14 protein-coding genes and 1 pseudogene are annotated in these 18,509 nt (G+C 59.5%); 7 read left to right on the top strand and 8 right to left on the bottom strand.

All coding sequences use genetic code 11. From position 1 onward, the window contains the following. The 3 genes from AC1DF8_RS35705 to AC1DF8_RS35695 all read left to right on the top strand — a co-directional run. A partial coding sequence (locus tag AC1DF8_RS35705) for a hypothetical protein (RefSeq protein ID WP_478157492.1) occupies positions 1–334 on the top strand: 334 nt, incomplete at its 5' end. Next, on the top strand, positions 307–651 hold the full coding sequence (locus AC1DF8_RS35700; protein WP_478157491.1) for a hypothetical protein: 345 nt from the start codon (positions 307–309) through the stop codon (positions 649–651). The genes AC1DF8_RS35705 and AC1DF8_RS35700, both read left to right, overlap by 28 nt. A 175-nt stretch (positions 652–826) precedes the next feature. After that, complete coding sequence (locus AC1DF8_RS35695) at positions 827–1,891, top strand: reverse transcriptase family protein (RefSeq protein WP_478157489.1); 1,065 nt, start codon at positions 827–829, stop codon at positions 1,889–1,891. Between the two features lie 249 nt (positions 1,892–2,140). Here the strand turns inward: AC1DF8_RS35695 and uvrB are convergent, their stop codons facing one another. From uvrB to AC1DF8_RS35670, 5 genes are all read right to left on the bottom strand, one after another. Then, a complete protein-coding gene (gene uvrB / locus AC1DF8_RS35690) occupies positions 2,141–5,107 on the bottom strand; it encodes an excinuclease ABC subunit UvrB (RefSeq protein WP_478157487.1) in 2,967 nt (988 codons plus the stop codon). 331 nt (positions 5,108–5,438) lie between these two features. Beyond that, positions 5,439–7,229, bottom strand: a complete 1,791-nt coding sequence (locus AC1DF8_RS35685; protein ID WP_478157485.1) for a glycoside hydrolase family 15 protein — start codon at positions 7,227–7,229, stop codon at positions 5,439–5,441. Positions 7,230–7,295: 66 nt separating this feature from the next. Beyond that, positions 7,296–9,137 carry a TPR end-of-group domain-containing protein gene (locus AC1DF8_RS35680; RefSeq protein ID WP_478157483.1) on the bottom strand — a complete coding sequence of 614 codons (1,842 nt, stop codon included), beginning with the start codon at positions 9,135–9,137 and terminating at the stop codon, positions 7,296–7,298. 164 nt (positions 9,138–9,301) lie between these two features. Then, positions 9,302–9,487 carry a hypothetical protein gene (locus tag AC1DF8_RS35675; protein WP_246715509.1) on the bottom strand — a complete coding sequence of 62 codons (186 nt, stop codon included), beginning with the start codon at positions 9,485–9,487 and terminating at the stop codon, positions 9,302–9,304. Between the two features lie 410 nt (positions 9,488–9,897). Further along, positions 9,898–11,616 (bottom strand): AfsR/SARP family transcriptional regulator, encoded by a 1,719-nt coding sequence (locus tag AC1DF8_RS35670; protein ID WP_478157481.1) that lies wholly within the window; start codon positions 11,614–11,616, stop codon positions 9,898–9,900. Positions 11,617–11,876: 260 nt separating this feature from the next. Here AC1DF8_RS35670 and AC1DF8_RS35665 point away from each other — a divergent pair, with 260 nt between their 5' ends. Beyond that, complete coding sequence (locus AC1DF8_RS35665; protein WP_112971999.1) at positions 11,877–12,542, top strand: peroxiredoxin; 666 nt, start codon at positions 11,877–11,879, stop codon at positions 12,540–12,542. 288 nt (positions 12,543–12,830) lie between these two features. Beyond that, a complete protein-coding gene (locus AC1DF8_RS35660) occupies positions 12,831–13,868 on the top strand; it encodes an MBL fold metallo-hydrolase (RefSeq protein WP_478157479.1) in 1,038 nt (345 codons plus the stop codon). Positions 13,869–13,986: 118 nt separating this feature from the next. Here the strand turns inward: AC1DF8_RS35660 and AC1DF8_RS35655 are convergent, their stop codons facing one another. Further along, positions 13,987–15,882, bottom strand: a complete 1,896-nt coding sequence (locus AC1DF8_RS35655) for an ATP-dependent nuclease (protein ID WP_478157477.1) — start codon at positions 15,880–15,882, stop codon at positions 13,987–13,989. 248 nt (positions 15,883–16,130) lie between these two features. Next, positions 16,131–16,549 (bottom strand): annotated as a pseudogene (locus tag AC1DF8_RS35650) (efflux RND transporter permease subunit); the annotation flags it as partial. 41 nt (positions 16,550–16,590) lie between these two features. Here AC1DF8_RS35650 and AC1DF8_RS35645 point away from each other — a divergent pair. Both AC1DF8_RS35645 and AC1DF8_RS35640 read left to right on the top strand, forming a co-directional pair. After that, on the top strand, positions 16,591–17,043 hold the full coding sequence (locus tag AC1DF8_RS35645; protein ID WP_478157475.1) for a GNAT family N-acetyltransferase: 453 nt from the start codon (positions 16,591–16,593) through the stop codon (positions 17,041–17,043). A gap of 129 nt (positions 17,044–17,172) precedes the next feature. Continuing rightward, a complete protein-coding gene (locus tag AC1DF8_RS35640; RefSeq protein ID WP_478157473.1) occupies positions 17,173–18,033 on the top strand; it encodes a hypothetical protein in 861 nt (286 codons plus the stop codon). A gap of 151 nt (positions 18,034–18,184) precedes the next feature. Here AC1DF8_RS35640 and AC1DF8_RS35635 read toward each other — a convergent pair. Further along, the coding region (locus AC1DF8_RS35635; RefSeq protein WP_478157471.1) for an efflux RND transporter permease subunit at positions 18,185–18,509 on the bottom strand (325 nt) is incomplete at its 5' end.

The raw sequence follows: 18,509 nt of genomic DNA, 5'->3' as shown, positions 1-18,509 counted from the left end.
GTATCCTCAAGTATCACTGCAGGGTGTCGCTTGTGTGGCTGCAATGCGTGCAGGTTCTCAGCGGTTGCAGCAAGGTGGTTTTTACGTTGCTACTTCGGAACTCAAAGATCGCGCCATCGCTGATTATCTGGCCGCCGAAGGCCGCGACACCGCAAGCTGCTATGCCATTTACGACAAAATCGAAGCACCACTGGAAGTAGATGCTATTGATCAGCGGGGACGCAATGCCTCCGAGGCGCTCTTAAGCCTTAAACGAACACCGAATAACACACTGCCCATCTTCTGGTCTCTCGGAAAGGACAAAAAATGGCCGGCGCCTTTCAAGCGAGCGTAAGAAGCAAAGAGTATGCTCTGTTGAGATCGATTTTTTTCAAGCAGGGTCTACCGCAAGATATCTATCTAAATCCATCAGCAGTTATTCTTGTAAGTCGTCGCTTGGAGCGTCTCGGGTATATAAAATTCTCTGCCGGAGATTACCAAGTGACTAAACTTGGTGTCAGCCGACTTCATGAATTGGGTAAGTCGCACAAGATTGATATGATTGATCCACTTAGGGAAATGCTACTTGATGAGAGCCCTGCTGTTATGCAATATCGCGTTACGGGTTCGCTCGCTCGGCAAATTGCCGAGAGGGTTAGCAATGGCGAGTAGGGGTAACCCACCCGCCGTACGTCGAGTCGACGTGCATTTGAAATGAAGCAGAGAACGAGCCATTGGCGCAACACTCGCTTGCAGGAGCTCACTCGCTTATGCGCCAAGCTCCTTCGTCGCGGATCGATCTTCTATCGATCATGATATACTTGTAACTGAGCGAACCCGTTTCTCTATGTTAATCACTCGCGAAATCGACCTTATTCTCGATGAGAGTATTGGAACTGCTGCGAAAGAAAATTTATCTGCATACTGCGGAAAATTGAGTGAGCAGGGGTTGCCAGCTATCCTGTCTGCCGACCATTTCTCTTTGATGATCGGTGTGGATGGACGATATATATATGGCGTTTCCAATAATCCGGATCGCTACTACAGAGTTTTTCAGGTTCCTAAGAGACGCGACGGATTTCGCACAATTTGCGAACCCTTGCCGATCCTCAAAATGATCCAGCGATGGATATTAGACAATATACTCTCCAAAATTTCGCCGGCTAAATGCGTTAATTCATATATTGTTGGTAGATCAATTAAATCAAACGCCAGACTTCATCTCGGCCAGGAAAAGCTTATAAAACTAGATGTCAAGGATTTCTTTGGCGGAATAAGTTCTCATCACGTCTATGATTTTTTCTTTAATCTTGGTTACACGAAAGCGGTTTCTGTTCTTCTATCTAAGCTATGCACATATAAAGGGTTTGTTCCTCAAGGCTCTCCCACAAGCGGAAGTATAAGCAATCTTATATTGAGAAGCGTTGATGAAGCTATCTTGACCTTCTGCACTGAGAGAAAAATTCGGTATACGAGATATGCTGACGATATGTGTTTCTCGGGCACGGATATTGCAGTCGCAGGGCTGATAGAGTTCGTTAGGAACCATCTTGGTAAATTGGGCCTGGAATTAAATAAAGACAAAACACGGATATTGAAGCAATCGAATAGGCAGATAGTTACTGGAATCGTCGTCAATAAAAGGCTTGCTGTGCCAAGGTTGCGTCGCCGGCGACTAAGACAAGAAATATATTATCTGAAGAAATTCGGCCTTGTTAGTCACGCAGAAAATACAGCTGATCCTAATCCGCTGAGTTTGCTAAGAAGACTTATTGGTGAATGCGCATTTTTTATGCACATTCACAGTAACGATGTGGTCGATATTCGCGATTTTGATTTCCTCAAAGCGCTTTTCCGAGAGGAGCTCGCGCGCCAAAGACACTGGGCGAATAGAGATGAAGATCTATTCTGATATTAGTACCAGGCTCGGCGATTGGGATCGAAGAAGCGCACCTCATCCTCGAAGCGCGCTTTCACCTCGTCTGCATTGGGCGCGATCGTTTCCAGCAAGGAGACTGCCTTAGGGCGGTTTCCGGGGTTGGTTGCCAATAAGGATCGGTGGGGACGTAGCGCAGGATAGTATCGGACATGGCGCCTTCCTTCTGGACACAAAACGCCTGATCAAGTCAGGCGTTTATATACGGCAAAGGAAACGTCTTCATTACCGCCCCGGCCGGCCGGTCTTGTTCTTCGTCCGCCCTTTGCGCTTCTGATCGACCGGATCCTCATAGCTGCCGACACCCGTCTTCCCGCGCACCAGCGGCCGCACACCATCATCCCGCTCCGGCTGCCCCTCCAGCAACGGCGAAAACCGGTTCGTGCCCTTCGCGGCATCGGGCTTCTCCGGCATATGGCCGGTCACCGGCTTTTCCGTGCGGCCGACCGTCATCTCGTCCAGCGAGTTGCGGCGGAAGAGGGTCTTGCCGTCGGCGGGGACCGGGCGGGCGTTGCGGCCGCCCATTTCGTCCAGTTCGGGCTTGGCGAAGTAGGAGGGGGTGGTGGGGGTGGCCCCCTCATCCGCCCTGGCGGGCACCTTCCCCCCGGTGGGGGGAAGGGACTCGCTGGTCGCCTTGGCGTTTCGCCTGATGCCTTCCATGGCCTTGGCTTCCTCGCGGGCCAGCGGGTCGTCCATGGCCGCCAGTTCCACCGCCTTGAGGCGTTTGATTTCGTCGCGCAGGCGGGCAGCCTTTTCGAAGTCGAGGTCGGCGGCGGCGTCGCGCATGGACTTTTCCAGCGCGTTGAGATGKGCCTGCAGGTTGTTGCCCACGAGGTTGCCGCCATCGGCAAAACCCTTGCCGGAGGCGCCGGATATATCGGCGCGGACGTGGTCGCGCTCGTAGACCGAGTCGAGGATATCGGAGATCTTGGCCTTGACGCTTTCGGGCGTGATGCCGTGCTCTTCGTTATAGGCCACCTGCTTTTCGCGGCGGCGGGCCGTCTCGTCCATGGCGCGCTGCATGGAGCCGGTGATGTTGTCGGCGTAGAGGATGACCTTGCCGTCGACGTTACGCGCGGCGCGGCCGATCGTCTGGATCAGTGAAGTTTCGGAGCGCAGGAAGCCTTCCTTGTCGGCATCGAGAATGGCGACGAAGCCGCATTCGGGAATATCAAGGCCCTCGCGCAGCAGGTTGATGCCGACAAGCACGTCGAAGGCGCCGAGGCGCAGGTCGCGGATGATCTCGATACGTTCAAGCGTGTCGATGTCGGAGTGCATGTAGCGCACGCGCACGCCCTGTTCATGCAGGTATTCGGTCAGGTCCTCGGCCATGCGCTTGGTCAGCACGGTGCAGAGGGTGCGATAGCCCTTGGCGGCCGTTTCGCGGATTTCGCCGAGCACGTCGTCCACCTGGCTGCGGGCGGAGCGCACCTCGACGGGCGGATCGATGAGGCCGGTCGGGCGGATGACCTGTTCGGCGAAGACGCCGCCGGCCTGTTCCATTTCCCAGCCGCCGGGGGTTGCCGACACGGCGACCGTATCCGGGCGCATGGCGTCCCATTCCTCGAAGCGCAGCGGGCGGTTGTCCATGCAGGAGGGCAGGCGGAAGCCGTATTCGGCCAGCGTCGCCTTGCGCCTGAAGTCGCCCCGGTACATGCCGCCGATCTGCGGAATGGTGACATGGCTTTCGTCGATGAAGACAATGGCATTGTCGGGCACATATTCGAACAGCGTCGGCGGCGGATCGCCGGGGTCGCGGCCGGTGAGATAACGCGAATAGTTCTCGATGCCCTGGCAGGAGCCGGTGGCTTCCAGCATCTCGATATCGTAGCGGGTGCGCTGCTCCAGGCGCTGCGCCTCCAGCAGGCGGCCGGCCTTTTCCAGCTCCACCAGGCGGCCCTTCAGCTCTTCCTTGATGGATTTGATCGCGGCATTCAGCGTCGGGCGTGGCGTCACATAGTGCGAATTGGCGTAGATTTTTACCGATTTCAGGTCGCCGGTCTTCTGGCCGGTCAGCGGGTCGAACTCGGTGATGGCGTCGATCTCGTCGCCGAACATGCTTATGCGCCAGGCTGCGTCTTCCAGGTGGGCCGGGAAGATTTCGATCGTGTCGCCGCGCACGCGGAAGGAGCCGCGCTGGAAATCCATGTCGCGGCGCTTGTATTGCTGGGCCACGAGATCGGCCAGCAGCTGGCGCTGGTCCAGCCGGTCGCCGACATTCATCTGGAAGGTCATGGCCGTATAGGTTTCGACCGAGCCGATACCGTAGATGCAGGAGACGGAGGCGACGATGATGCAATCGTCGCGTTCGAGCAGAGAGCGCGTCGCCGAGTGGCGCATGCGGTCGATCTGCTCGTTGATGGAGCTTTCCTTCTCGATATAGGTGTCGGAGCGCGGCACATAGGCTTCCGGCTGGTAATAATCGTAGTAGGAAACGAAATATTCCACCGCATTGTCGGGGAAGAAATTCTTGAATTCGGAATAGAGCTGGGCGGCCAGCGTCTTGTTCGGCGCCAGGATGAGGGCCGGGCGTTGGGTCTCCTCGATCACCTTGGCCATGGTGAAGGTCTTGCCTGAGCCGGTGACGCCGAGCAGGACCTGGCTGCGCTCGCCGGTCTCCAGCCCGCCCACGAGATCGCGGATCGCCGTCGGCTGGTCGCCGGCGGGGCTGTATTCCGAGGCCATGCGGATCGAGATGCCGCCTTCGGATTTATCCGGCCGGGCAGGGCGGTGCGGCGTCCAGATCTTGCCGTTCTTGTGCAGCGGGTTGCCGCTTTCGATCAGCTTGGAGAGCGCCTCGACGGTCGCGGTGACGCCGCCATTGGCGAGACTGCCAGCATCTTCCAGCGAGATATCGAGACCGGCGACCGGGTTCAGGCCGGCCGCGGCGCGGGTCTTCGGGTCGCTCGAACCGCCGATGGAAACGCCGCGCGCCGTCTTGCTGACGGTGGCCTTCTTGTTGACGCTGACGGCCTCCGTATGCTTGCGCGCCTCGTTCTCCACCTTCTTGCGGTGCTTGCCCGCCTTGGAGGCGATTTCGCGCTGGCTTTCGACGCCTGCCTGCTCGGCATCGGCTTCGAGCTGCTTCACCCAGTCGGCGACACTGCCGCTGAGCGGGGCGCCTTCAAAGGACGATTGGGGAGCTTCCTCGAAACCATTCGAGGCGGGGGATTTCTTCGGAGATTTTACCATGCGCGGAATATGGCTGTTGTCATGCGGAAATGGAAGGGGTTGAGAGTACAAAAGGGAAACGAATGAATCGTTCGGGATTTTGGAATAGTGGGGGTGTTGCTTCGCCCGCCATCGAGTCAAAGAGATGGGCAAGGTTTGCGCCTGCAGCCCCCTCATCCGCCCTTCGGGCACCTTCTCCCCGAGGGGAGAAGTTGGGAACACGCGGCACCGCTTGCAACAAGAGACGCTTGAAGTTGCACAAGGCATCGCGGCAAAGACCCCTTCTCCCCAGCGGGGAGAAGGTGCCCGAAGGGCGGATGAGGGGGCTCCGGGTGTTGCCGCCACCCACCCATCACGCCGAGCGCTGATCCGCCGGCCCCTCGGCCCGCGCCAGGTTCAGCGCACTGTTGATCAACCCGATATGGCTGAACGCCTGCGGAAAATTCCCGAGCATGCGCTTTGACCCCGGATCATATTCCTCCGCCAGCAGCCCTACATCGTTGCAAATCGCCAGCAGCCGCTCGAACAGCTGCAGCGCATCCTCCTGCCGCCCGATCATGTAGTAGGCGTCGACGAGCCAGAAGCTGCAGGCGAGGAAAGCGCCTTCGCCGGGTGGAAGGCCGTCATCCACTTCCTGCGTCTCGTAGCGCAGGAGCAGGCCGTCGCGCAGCAGCTTGCGCTCCACCGCCTCGACGGTCGCGACATAGCGCGGATCGTCCGGCGCGATGAAGCCGACCATGCCGAGATGCAGCAGGCTCGCATCCATCGCGCTCGAGCCGTAGGTCTGAGTGAAACAGCCGAGTTCGGCATTGAAGGCCTTTTCGCAGACCTCGGCGTGGATGCGATCGGCGATCGCGCGCCAGCGGGCGGCTTCTTCCGGCTCGCCGTCCGCCTCGGCGATCTGGACGGCGCGGTCGAAGGCCACCCAGGCCATGACCTTGGAATAGGTGAAATGCTGGCGCTCGCCGCGCACTTCCCATATGCCCTCGTCGGGCTGCACCCAGACCTTTTCCAGGAAGGGCAGGATGGCGATGGCCAGTTCGCGGCCGCGGTGATGCGGCGGCAGGCCGCCCTTGCGCGCCTGCAGCAAGGCATCTGCCACCTCGCCATAGACATCGAGCTGCACCTGCTCGGCGGCGGCATTGCCGATGCGCACCGGCGCGGAGCCTTCGTAGCCCTGCAGCCAGGGCACCTGCCATTCCAGCAGGTTGCGCTCGCCGGCGACGCCATACATGATCTGCATCTGAGCCGGCGCACCGGCAACGGCGCGCAGCAGCCAGCTGCGCCAGGCGCTCGCCTCCTCGTAGTAGCCGAGCTTCATCAGGGCGAGCAGGGTCAGCGTCGCGTCGCGCAGCCAGCAATAGCGGTAATCCCAGTTGCGCGGGCCGCCGATCTTTTCCGGCAGGGAAGTCGTGGCCGCCGCGACGATGCCGCCCGTCGGCATGTAGGTGAGCGCCTTCAGCGTGATCAGCGAGCGCTTCACCTGTTCCGTCCACTTGCCCACCTTGGGGCATTTCGCGGCAAAGGACTGCCAGAATTCCTCCGTATCCGGCAGTGCATATTCCACCTGCCGCTGGGCCGGCTGCGGCAGATGCGAGGGCGACCAGGTCAGCGTGAAGATCTGCTGTTCGCCGGTCGCGACCTCAAAAGAGCCGACCGTGCTCAGCCCGCGGCCTTCCAGCGGCACGGCGCAATTCAGCGTCAGCCTGTCCGGGCCGGCAATGGCGGTGATGCCGCCATCCTCGCCATGCGTGACCCAGGGAACGGTGCGGCCGTAATCGAAGCGCAGGTTGAGCTCCATGTCGAAGGCGACGGTGCCGCTCTTGCCCTCGACAATGCGCATCAGGTCGCTGGTGCCATCGCGCAACGGCATGAAGTCGGTGACGACAGCGGTGCCGGTCTCGGTCTGGAATTCGGTTTCGAGAATGAGCGTGTCGTCGCGGTAGCGGCGCGTGGTGTTGTATTTGCCGCCCGAAGGTGCGAGCGACCAGAAGCCGTTCTCCTCGGTGCCGAGCAGGGCGGCGAAACAGGCGGGAGAGTCGAAGCGCGGAAAACACAGCCAGTCGATCGAGCCGTTTCTGGAGACGAGTGCTGCGGTCTCGCAATCGCCGATAAGGGCGTAATCCTCGATAAGTGCCGTCACCTTAGCCTCCTCAGCATGTCAGCCGGGGTTTAGGTAGGGCTTGTACGCGGAGGTCAACTGCGTTGATCACCCGCTCGCCGTCACGGCCTCCACCAGCCTCCTATACCGCGGGTGATCGCGGATCGTGTCGAGGTCCGGATCGCTGGTCCACCAGTGGCGGTGCACGGAGGCGATCGGGAGGACCTTTTCCAGGAGATCGAGCGCCGCTTCCTGGTCTCCCATGTTCAGATAGGCGCAGGCGATATTGTACATGGCGTTGAGATCATCGGGGTCGATGGCGAGCGTGCGCGCCGCCCATTCCCTGGCGCGGTCGCATTCGCCGAGATAGGCCAGCATCAATGCTCCAAGCTGGGCAGGGCTCGAATTCTCGGGATGCTGGCTGAGTTCGCGTTCGGCCCGCTCCAGGCCCAGCCGGCCGGCCCGCTGCATGTCGGCCCGGCGGCCAAGCTTGAGATAGATGCAGGCCAGGAGCGCGGCGGAGCGGTAGTCGTCGAACCGCAGCTGCGTGGCGCGTTCAAACAGGGTGGCGGCTCGTTCGAAATCTCCATTTTCGAAGAAGAAGCGTGCGAAGAAATAGTTTGCCTCATGCAGATCGGGATCGAGCGTGAGCGCCAGCTCGAATTCGGCGGCGGCTTCATCGCGCTGGCCGCCATATTGCAGGGCGAGGCCGCGCGAGGCATGGGCGTCGGCGAGATCGGGATCGAGTTCCAGCGCCCTGGCGCTCGTCGCGAGGATGCCCTCGATCGAGATATCGGCATATTGCCAGGAGTGGAGAACGGAATCGCAGAGTGCGATGCCGGCATAGGCGCGCGCATAATCAGGGTCGATCTCGGCCGCCTTCGAGAACATGCGCCGCGCCAGCAGCATGTAGGATCTCGAGCACATGTGCAGGAATTGCCGGCCCCGCAGGTAATAGGTGTAGGCCTTGACATCCTCCGTCGGCGTGGCGTCGATCGCCGCTTTCTCATCCGGCAGCAGCCTGACCTTCAGCTGCTCGATGATGGCGTGGGCGATCTCGTCCTGTATGGCGAAGATATCGGTCAGTTCGCGGTCGTAGCGCTCCGCCCAGAGGTGGCTGCCATCCCGGCCGTCGACGAGCTGCCCGGTGATGCGGACGCGGGCGCCGGCCTTGCGCACGCTGCCTTCCAGCAGGAAGCCGACGCCGAGTTCGCGGGCGACCTGCTCGATCTTCACGGCCCGGCCCTTGTAGGTGAAGCTCGTGTTGCGGGCGATGACATGCAGGCCGGAGATTTTCGCGAGGTCGGTGATGATGTCTTCGGTGATGCCGTCGGAGAAATATTCCTGCTCCGGGTCGCCGCTCATGTTGCTGAAGGGCAGGACGGCGATCGAGATCCTTTTCGGCGCCCGCGGCCCGGCGCGGGAAGACATGCCCTGATCGAACTTCACGCGGTAGCAGGCGATCGGCTCGGCAATGTTCTTGACCCGCTGCTCGCCCATCGGCTCGAAGGCAAAGGCAAGCTTGCCGGAAACCTCACTCGAAACCTTGGCCGAAACACAGATGCCGCCGGGCTCGGCAAGGGCCTGCAGGCGGGCGGCGATGTTGACGCCCTCGCCATAACGATCCTCGCCCTCGACGATGACCTCGCCGAGATTGATGCCAATCCGTATTTCCAGCGGAGTGCTTTCCGCAGCATCGGCATTGCGCCTGATCATGCCGCGCTGCAGGGCGGCGGCGCATTCCACCGCATCGACGACGCTGCCGAATTCGGCCAGCAAGCCATCGCCCATCAGCTTGAAGATGCGGCCATTATGTTGGCGGATTTCCGGCTCCAGCAGCTCTCTATGATCCGCCCTCAGCCGCTGGAACGTGCCGGCCTCATCCTGCTCCATCAGCGCCGAATAGCCGGCGACATCGGCGGCGAGAATGGCTGCGAGCTTGCGTTCCATGCCGGTCCCCTCGATGAGCATGCTCTCGAGCGGGAGTGTAGCATAGGCGCGAAAGCCAGTCTGCTTTGCTGCAGAGATCGGGGCTGGGCCGGGACATTACGCAGGAGCGGCCGACGGGTAGGGGTGCCCTAGGCAGATACCCTGCGCAATGCGCCGTCTTCCACCTACAGCAACAGCCGCTCCAGGCTGCCCTGGTCCTTCACGCCATGCTGATAGAAATGCAGGATCTGGATCGCCAGTTCCTCGCGTTCGCCGTCCGTGGCGATATGCCGTGCCGCACAGATATGGTCATAGACGCTCTGGCAAAGAGCGACATCTTCTTCCTGCATCGGCGTCTGACTCGCCGACATTTTCTCTCTTATCATCGACATTCCCTCAAACGTCCCCCCGAACGTTCTAGGGCGCAGATTGTGTTCTTCAATGAAAAGTAGATCACGTCCTCGTGCAGCCCCGTCCGCCCTGGGGATTTCTTCAATGCCTGTTCACGATGTTACGCATGTAATAGCAACAGATCCGCGCTTGCGGTAAAGGAAGGAGAAGGGCCGCCCGGTTCAACAGGTTGGGCAACCCTTCTCCACTGGGTTTGCAGCATCCAGCGTGGAACATTGTAGGCCTGAATAATGGAACCGCAATTTCACTTTTTAAATCGCGGCGAAATTATTTCAGCTGTTGCTTAATAAATACCCGGCGGAGCTTTCCGCCGGGTATTTGTTTAATTTTTGCACAGTTAAAACGCAGACTTGGCAGGCTTTTTGACTTGTCAGACCGCCACGGCCATCTGCGCCTCATCCATCTGGGCGAGGCATCTCGCCTGATCGAGTGGCCGGCCGAGTTCCTCATAGCGGGCGGCGGCCTCGGCGAAGGCGGCGACGGCGCGGATTCTGTTGGCCTGGGCCTGGCGCTGGACGCCGCGGGCCTCCCAGAGAGCAGCCGCCCAGGGGCCGCCCTGCCACATGCCGGCGATGCGTTCGGCCTCGTTCAGGCGGCGGTCGACCTGGTCGAGATTGCCCGCCTGTGCGAGCGCGATCGCGGATGCCGTGCGCAGGCCCATGGAGCAGGGCTGGCAGGCGCCCGGGGTCAGCAGCCGGTCGCCGGTGAGGATGGCTTCGGCGACCTTTTCCTTGCTGGTGGCGGAGCGCACGGCAAGCGCCTGCAGGCGCAAGAGCAGGTGGCCTGACAGCCAGGAGGCCTGCGCATCGGCAAATGCCTTCTGGATGAAGCGGGCGGCGCGCCATTTCTGGCCGCGGGCAAGCGCGATCTCGGCCAGCCGCTCCAGCACCAGCACCCGGCCGGATATGGCATTGGCTTCCACATGCAGGCGCTCGGCCTCAACAAGCAGCCGCTCGGCCTCATCGAGATTGCCGGCGCAGCGGGCGATTTCGCCGAGGATGAGGCATGCGAGGCCGCGGCCGGCCACGGATTTCGCCTCGTCGGCGACACCGAGCAGCTCCTCGGCGCTCTCATGGATGAGGCCGTGGCCGCGGGCGTCACAAAGGCAGAATTCCGCGAGGCAGAGATGGCCATCGAAGACGGCGGGCACGAAGGCGCTGCGCTTCCTCACCCATTCGGTGAATTCGCTGCGGAAAAGCTCTCGCCACTGGCCCTGCATATGGGCCGTGAGCCCGAGGATGGCGCCGGCTTCGCCGACCTCGCGGCCGAGGCCGGCATCCAGCGCGTCGGCGCGGGTCTGGCGGGCGAGATCGGCAGCTTTTGCGAATTCGCCGCTCTGCAGATGCACGAGCGCCCAGGCAAGGGCTGCGCGGATCCGCTCCACCGGGGCTGCCGGCTGCGCGCCCGATAGAGCCAGCGCCCGCTCGTAAAGCTCGATTGCCGGGCGGCTGGGGCCGACGCCGAGCTCGGCATGCAGCTTTTCGCGCAGCTGGTCGAACTGGCGGATCGCCTCCGTGCGGTTGCCGGCATCAAGGGCTGCCTGCATGAGGGCGCATTGCGCCTCCTCGTCGGTCGGGTCGAGCGCGATCAGCCGGCGCCACAGCTTGCCAGCGCGCAGCGTCTCCACATAGAGCTGCTGCAGGCGCTGGCGGGGTGCGTCCAGCCATTCGAGGAAGCGGTCGTCCGGCAGCAGCGCGCCGCCATAGAGATCGGCCGCGGCCTCGCATTCGGCCGCATCCCTGCTGCGCAGTGCAGCCTTTGCGGCGGTCTCGAACCTGATGACATCGGTGTCGATTTCCACGTCGGGCGAGATGGCGACGATTTCCTTGGTTATGCCGATCGCATCAGGCGCGCCCAGCGCCTTGCGGGCGAAATGCAGCGCCTTGCGCAGGTTGGCGCCGGCGGCGTCCGCATCCAGATCCGGCCAGAAGGCCTCCATCGCCTGTTCGCGGTGGATGCGATGCTCTGGCGAGAGCGCCAGCAGCTTGATGATGGCGGCGGCGCGGTCTCGCTTCCAGGCGGCGGCCGGGATTTCGGCACCATCGACGCGGACCGCAAAGCGGCCGAGCAGCTCCAGAGAAATTTTCACATTATGCCCCTGTCAGATCAGGCCCGATCGCGGCCCGGAATGTCTCGAAAATGCCATGTCGAAAAAATGCCCGTGCCGGCGTTCCCGCCCGCCGCAGCGAACGCTGGCTCGGGGAACGCTGGAGGAACGGGCGCAAGCGTAATGTCGCCATCGTACATCCGGCGCTGGCGATGGCAACACACCCTAGGCAGCGCAGAGAGGATCGACCCAGATTTCGTGACCCCGGCCGAGGCGGCCGGCAAACCAAGAGGACCAAGACCATGTCACTGCGCATCAACGACATCGCCCCCGATTTCACCGCCGAGACCACCGACGGCATGATCAGCTTCCATGAATGGCTGGGCAAGGACTGGGGCATCCTGTTTTCCCACCCGAAGGATTTTACGCCGGTCTGCACCACGGAGCTCGGCTACATGGCGCGCCTGAAGCCGGAATTCGACAAGCGCGGCGTCAAGATCATCGGCCTCTCGGTCGATCCGGTCGACAGGCATTCCGGCTGGGCGATGGATATTGCCGAGACGCAGGGGATGGCGCCGAACTTCCCGATGATCGGCGATCCCACGCTTGCCGTCTCCAAGCTCTACGACATGCTGCCGGCTGCATCAGGCGAGACATCCGAGGGACGCACGGCTGCCGACAACCAGACGGTGCGCAATGTCTATGTCATCGGGCCGGACAAGAAGATCAAGCTCGTCATCTCCTATCCGATGACGACGGGGCGCAATTTCGACGAGATCCTGCGCGTGATCGACAGCCTGCAGCTGACCGCCAAGCATCGCCTGGCAACGCCCGTGAACTGGAAGCCGGGCGACGAGGTGATCATCGCCGGGTCGGTCTCCAATGATGAGGCGAAGCAGCTCTATCCGCAGGGTTGGAAGGAGCCGAAGCCCTATATCCGCATCGTGCCGCAGCCGATCCTGACCTGAAAGGTCCTGCCTCCCGTAAGGGAATGAATAGCTTGCCCTTAGGGAAGGTCATCCAAAGAGGCGAGGGCGGGAGTGTGCATCCGTCCTCGTTCCATATTCCGCTTTTTTCCATGCGAGCGTATCATCGGCCACAACATCGGCCTGAAAATCGGATTCGATTTTCGGAAAGCCTGATGCGTAGATTGAAAAGACAGAGCGTCCATTGTGCGTCCGAACGGACGCACCGCGCCCTGGAGCCGGTATCCGTTCGCTTGGCTAGATCGAGATGAGCACATCACGGAGACGACCATGATTTTCCGACAGCTTTTCGACAGTGTTTCCGGCACCTATACCTATCTCATCGCCTCCAGGCGCGGCGGCGAGGCGCTGATCATCGATCCCGTGCTGGAAAAGGTGGATCGCTACATGCAGCTCGTGCGCGAGCTGGACCTTAAGCTGGTCAAGGCGGTCGATACGCACCTCCATGCCGATCACATTACCGGCCTCGGCGCGCTGCGCGACCAGACGCATTGCATCACCGTGATGGGCGAACAGACCAAGGCCGATGTCGTCGCCATGCGCGTTGCCGAAGGCGACCGGGTGACGATCGAGGGCATGAGCCTCGACGTGCTCTACACGCCCGGACATACGGACGATTCCTATTCCTACCTGATGGGCGACCGCATCTTCACCGGCGACACCCTGCTCATCCGCGGCACCGGCCGCACCGATTTCCAGAACGGCGACCCGCGCGCCCAATATGACTCGATCTTCAACAAGCTCTTGCGCCTGCCCGAGGAAACGCTGCTCTTCCCCGCCCACGACTACAAGGGCGACACGGTCTCCACCATCGGCGAGGAAAAACGCTTCAACCCGCGCCTGCAGGTCAAATCGATCGACGAATATGTCGACCTGATGAACAACCTGCACCTGCCCAACCCCAAGATGATGGACGTCGCCGTGCCCGCCAACATCCATATCGGGCTCCACCAGGACGAGATCGCCCGCAAGGGCTGGGCGGTGAGTGCGCGGGATGCGCTGGGGCTGAGGGGGCGCAGCGATGTCGTCATCGTGGATCTGCGCGAGAGGAGCGAACGGGAGCGGCATGGGGTGATCCCGGGCGCGCTGCATGCGCCCTATGCGGATCTGCAGGAGAACCTGTCAGCGGGCGGGATGCTGCATGAGCTGGCGGTGGCGACGGGGAAGCGGGTGGTGTTTTATTGTGCGTTCGGGGAGCGGTCCGCGATGGCCGTGCAAGCGGCGCAGGATGCCGGGATGGGGAGTGCGTGTCATATCGAGGGTGGGATTGATGCCTGGAGGAAGGCTGGAGGGGTGGTGGGGGAGTGAGCGGAGAGTTGTGGTCAGTAACTCGCTGTGTAAAAGGGAGATTTGGCTGAAAGGCGGTATACCAGCGCACTAACTATGGCTTGATATAATAAATTGGCCTTCGAGATTGTGCGCGTGCTCAGCCTTTCAGTCGTTTCTTCAACTCTGTGAGGAGAGCTTTAGACCGTGCTTCGAAGGTCGCGCCCAGATGTTCGGCGGTATCGCTGGCCAAGCGCTCTTGGAAGAAGCGCCTAATCTGGCCCTTCGTTGGCGCTTTGGCCAGTTGGAGTGACTGTCGAACAATCTCCATTGCCTCCGCGTCAAGCAAATCTTCGATCATGGTCGCACCGGTGACGAGTTCGTCAAGAGTAGCTAACTTATTTGCAGGAACACCGAATTCTTTCTCGTACCGCTCTCTCTCGATTTTTCCTTGCCCATCGCCGTCTAGCAAAAAAAGGAAATTAAGATTCCAGCCAACATGGAGAGCCGCTAGCGCGCCAAACGTTCCTGCGCCAAGACCGGGCAATATGGCAAGGTCCTTGAATGCCAGCAGCTTTGTTGCATAGCGCAGCACGTAATAGTCTGACTTGCCTTCAACGATGACTGAATTTCGCTTAATATCGAAGCGGGATGGAACGACCTGGAGCCGGTCTAAGATGGGTTGGAAGTAGCTGGTTTGACTCGGGTTTTCATTCACGAATGATCGGTAAGTGGCCACCTGAATATCTAGGGATTCGTCATCAAGTGAGATCTCATCGAGAATAGATGAGCTCGGATCGTCTGCACGGTTAGTCACGATGAATGTCTGCTCAAGCCACTTGGGCTCGATCATATAGTGACTGTGCGTCGAATACATTAGAACGTTCTCATTTTTTCCAATTTCCGGAAAGCTTTCGATCAGCTTTTGCTGCGCGGCAGCGTGTAGGTTCGAGGCCGGCTCATCGAACAGAAACAGAAGCGGCCGAGAAACTGAACTAGAGCGCGCGACCCGGAATTGCGTGAACAACATAAACGAAAAGAACCATCTAAAACCAAGCGAGCGATCGTTGATGTTGAAGCGACGAGTTCCATCTCTGATTTGAAATTTTATCTTGACGTCGTGCTCTTCGGTCTTCGTCTTTTTGCCGGCATTGTCAGTCTTCTCGCCTTCTACAATTTCAAAAGAAATAACGACCTCTTTGCCTTTGGTGTCTTCACCGAATATTTTATTCCAGCGCCCAAATACTAACCTAGTTACCGCCGCACCTGCCCGATCCATGACATGCTGGATTTTCTCGCGGTCATCTTGCTTACCCCACATTGGCAAGAAACTGAGCCAAGGAAGAGTAAGTTCTTCGCGTCGGACACGTCGGACGATGTCCTTTTCGATGGTGTGGCCACGGCTGTCGTAATCCAGAATATCCTGAAAGACGTGCCGGTAAAACTTATCAACGACGCCACCGCGATCAGTGAGATATATCTCTTCTGGAAAATCAAAAACAAATGTCGGAAAATAGGCGATGTCCGGAGTAAAACTGTTGATCATATTGCGGATCAAAACGGTTTCAGGCGAACTAGCGTCACGCCATTTCCGTTGTGTCTTCCCCTTCACATAGACACCAGTGCGAAGTGAGAAGAATGACTTAACAAAATCTCCGTTAACGAACCGCTGGTGCCTTTCCAAGATCACTTCATCAGGCAACCTATCAATATCTAGATAGAGCTGATGTTCGGCCAGCGTTCTTCGAGCGATGGCCGCTTTGTCTTCAGCGCTCAAGATTACGGTTGCTTGGACTGAAACTTCTCCTGAGAAATCAGAAATCAGGTGGCGCGGTACACGGTCTTTGAACGGCACTCCCACATCCTTCGCGCCGCTAAGAAGCTCGCTGGTGGCATAGTCAGGTGAGAAGCTATGTATCGCTTCTAGAATTGTAGTCTTGCCGCTTTCATTGAGACCGACGAAAGCAAAAACTCCAGCCCCTGCGATAGCATCGAGAGCTACGGTAGTGTCCTTGATGCCTTTGAAATTTTTGATGTGAAAGGATTTATATCTCATTCAGGCCTCCGTGCTTACGGTTGTGCCTGAGTCGGAGGGTGTTTCGCAACTAACGTTAGAAAATATGGCTGCGGAAACTTGGTTTTTCAATCGTATCTCTGCGTCTTAGGTACAGACTTGCCTGCACTAAGGTTCAAAACATACTTGCAATCAGGAATGTGCTTTCGGCTCGTCAGATTCTAACTGGTTTTCACGCCAGTGAGCCCATTGCGTTACATGCCTGTGTTTTCGGCATGAATGTGCACCGGTCACCGGGTCAGGAGTGGGGGCTCTTGTCGAGGGGATTTCTCGTGAGGACAGGGTGCTTGGTGCGCGTCAGCTTCAGCACAAAAACGAATAAGGTCGACACAAAGAAGATGTCCAACACCGTTGCAGAAATTATGCCGCCAAGCACGCCGGTGGCGATGGCGTTCTAGCTTGCCGCGCCCGGGCCTGAAGCGATCGCCGGCGGCCCGACACCGAGGGTGAAGGCCACCGAGGTCATCATGATCGTGCGGAGGCGGACGCGGGCAGGGTTTTTTCGCCGAGTCCAGCAGGGTTTGCCTTCAGCATAATAAACCTCGGCGAATTCGACGATCAGGATGGCGTTCATTGTCGGGAGGCCGATGATCGCGATGAGGGCCGGCTTGAAATCGATGTCGTTGGGCATATCGTGCGGCATCACCGCTGCGTCCGCAGACCGGCCCCACCGACATTCAGGATCACAGCATGCAGCTTCTACCGAATGAAACCCGCGCTTTCGAGTGGAGCCGGGATGGGTATACCGTGAGCACCGATCGCGACCGCCTCGATCTTGATATGATCGGCCGCTTCCTTGCCGAGGAGGCATACTGGTCTCCGGGTATTGCCCGCGATCTGGTGGAGAAGGCGATTGCAGGCTCCATGCCTTTCGGTCTTTACGGCCCTGATGGGGCGCAGGCGGGTTTTGCGCGGGTGGTTACGGATGGTTCGCTCTTTGCCTACCTGCGCGATGTCTTCGTGCTGAAGGAGCATCGCGGCAAGGGGCTTGGCATGTGGCTTGCCGAGAGCGCCATCAACCATCCCGATCTTGCGACGGTCAAGCGCTGGATGCTGTCGACCAGCGATGCGCATGCGCTCTATGCCAAGCTCGGCTTTGAAGTCCTGCAGCACCCGGACCGGTATATGCAGATCAGCCGCTAGGGGCGAGCCGGGCGGCCAACCGGCTTGTCTTATCCGGTCATCGAGAAGGCGCGATGCATCCATTGGTGGGGACGGTAGCTTTGCGCCGCGCCGGGCATTATGGTCCCGTCGCTTGTGCAGGGGGAACATATGAGAATCAATCCGGCGATGGTGTCGCGTTATGTCTGCATTGCCATTGCGGGGGTCGTCGTCCTTTTTCAGTTGCTGTCATTTGCCCGGAATGGCGTTGAGGCAATCGATTGGGGCTTGTACCTGATCGTCGCCCTAGCGTTCTGGCTGGTGGGTGCACTGCCGATGCCGGAAGAGGGTTCAGTAACCAAAATTGCCTCGCCTATGAGCCTCATATCCGAGGGGCCTGCGCCCCGAAAATCCGTGCCCGACGCCAGCTCCTCACAGGATGTCGGCTCTTCCGAAGTCGATGATGATGAACGCAAGATTCTCATTCTGTATGCCAGGGTTCTCTCGAAGGAAATCATGTGGCGCGCTCGCAACATGTTCGAATTGATCCCGAAGCCATTTTATACAAAGCAAGATAACGACAACAAGGAAGAGACTTGGGCGAACAGCACGAAACTGCTGGAGTATGTCAAGCTCAGGGAAAAGACATGGCTGCTTTGTTTCGGTCTTGTGGCAATCCGCAGGGCTGGGACGGACATCAACTACGTGAACAGACCAGAATTTCAGGAAATGTGGCAACAGACTTTGATCAGTCTGGCCGAGGAAAGCATTTTCCCGCAGGAGCAATTGGGCTTCACCATATATCTGGAAGAAATGGTCCATCGCCTTGTATGTGACCTGGAGACCGTCAAGGGCTTCGTGGTTGATGCAGCCGAGGCAGCAGGGCGGGGCGAGGAAGGCGGTGCTAAGCCGTTGCTCGATTGGATCTGGGAGCAGGGATTGGAGATATCCGCGCCACAGTTGATCAGGAATGCTCTCAGGACATTGGAAGAGTGGCAATCCGATTCGCCTGTTTCTGCCTATCCGGCGTAGACATTCGCACGCGACGGAAACGGGCAAAGCGGCAGGCTCAGACCACATCTGCCTCTTTGTGAAGAGTCTCTCCGACGCGTTTCCTGGCTCTCACAAACAAAAACTCCCGGGCTCCTTTCGAAGCCCGGGAGGTAGCGCGCCGGTCATCGGGTCAGGGGTGGGTGGCCGGGGCGGTTGGTCGGGTTTCTTGCTGCGGGGTTTCCTCGTCCAGAACCGGGCGTTTCGTGCACATCAGCTTCAGCACGAAGACGAAGAAGGCCGGGACGAAGAAGATGGCCAGAACCGTGGCTGATATCATGCCGCCGAGGACGCCGGTGCCGATGGCGTTCTGGCTCGCCGCGCTCGGGCCGGTCGCGATCGCCAGCGGCACGACGCCGAGGGTGAAGGCCAGCGAGGTCATGATGATCGGGCGGAAGCGGACGCGGGCGGCTTCTATCGCCGAATCCAGCAGGGATTTGCCTTCGGCGTAATAATCC

The organism is Rhizobium sp. 05N49 (assembly GCF_056396805.1).
The sequence above is the reverse complement of the archived record's forward strand: the minus strand, read 5'-3'. Positions and strand labels throughout refer to the sequence as shown.

Excerpts from the sequence above, each read along its gene's own strand:
- AC1DF8_RS35700 (WP_478157491.1), top strand. The coding sequence starts at position 307 with ATGGCCGGCGCCTTTCAAGCGAGCGTAAGAAGCAAAGAGTATGCTCTG.
- AC1DF8_RS35695 (WP_478157489.1), top strand. The coding sequence starts at position 827 with ATGTTAATCACTCGCGAAATCGACCTTATTCTCGATGAGAGTATTGGA.
- AC1DF8_RS35680 (WP_478157483.1), bottom strand. The coding sequence starts at position 9,137 with ATGGAACGCAAGCTCGCAGCCATTCTCGCCGCCGATGTCGCCGGCTAT.
- AC1DF8_RS35675 (WP_246715509.1), bottom strand. The coding sequence starts at position 9,487 with ATGTCGGCGAGTCAGACGCCGATGCAGGAAGAAGATGTCGCTCTTTGC.
- AC1DF8_RS35665 (WP_112971999.1), top strand. The coding sequence starts at position 11,877 with ATGTCACTGCGCATCAACGACATCGCCCCCGATTTCACCGCCGAGACC.
- AC1DF8_RS35660 (WP_478157479.1), top strand. The coding sequence starts at position 12,831 with ATGATTTTCCGACAGCTTTTCGACAGTGTTTCCGGCACCTATACCTAT.
- AC1DF8_RS35655 (WP_478157477.1), bottom strand. The coding sequence starts at position 15,882 with ATGAGATATAAATCCTTTCACATCAAAAATTTCAAAGGCATCAAGGAC.
- AC1DF8_RS35645 (WP_478157475.1), top strand. The coding sequence starts at position 16,591 with ATGCAGCTTCTACCGAATGAAACCCGCGCTTTCGAGTGGAGCCGGGAT.
- AC1DF8_RS35640 (WP_478157473.1), top strand. The coding sequence starts at position 17,173 with ATGAGAATCAATCCGGCGATGGTGTCGCGTTATGTCTGCATTGCCATT.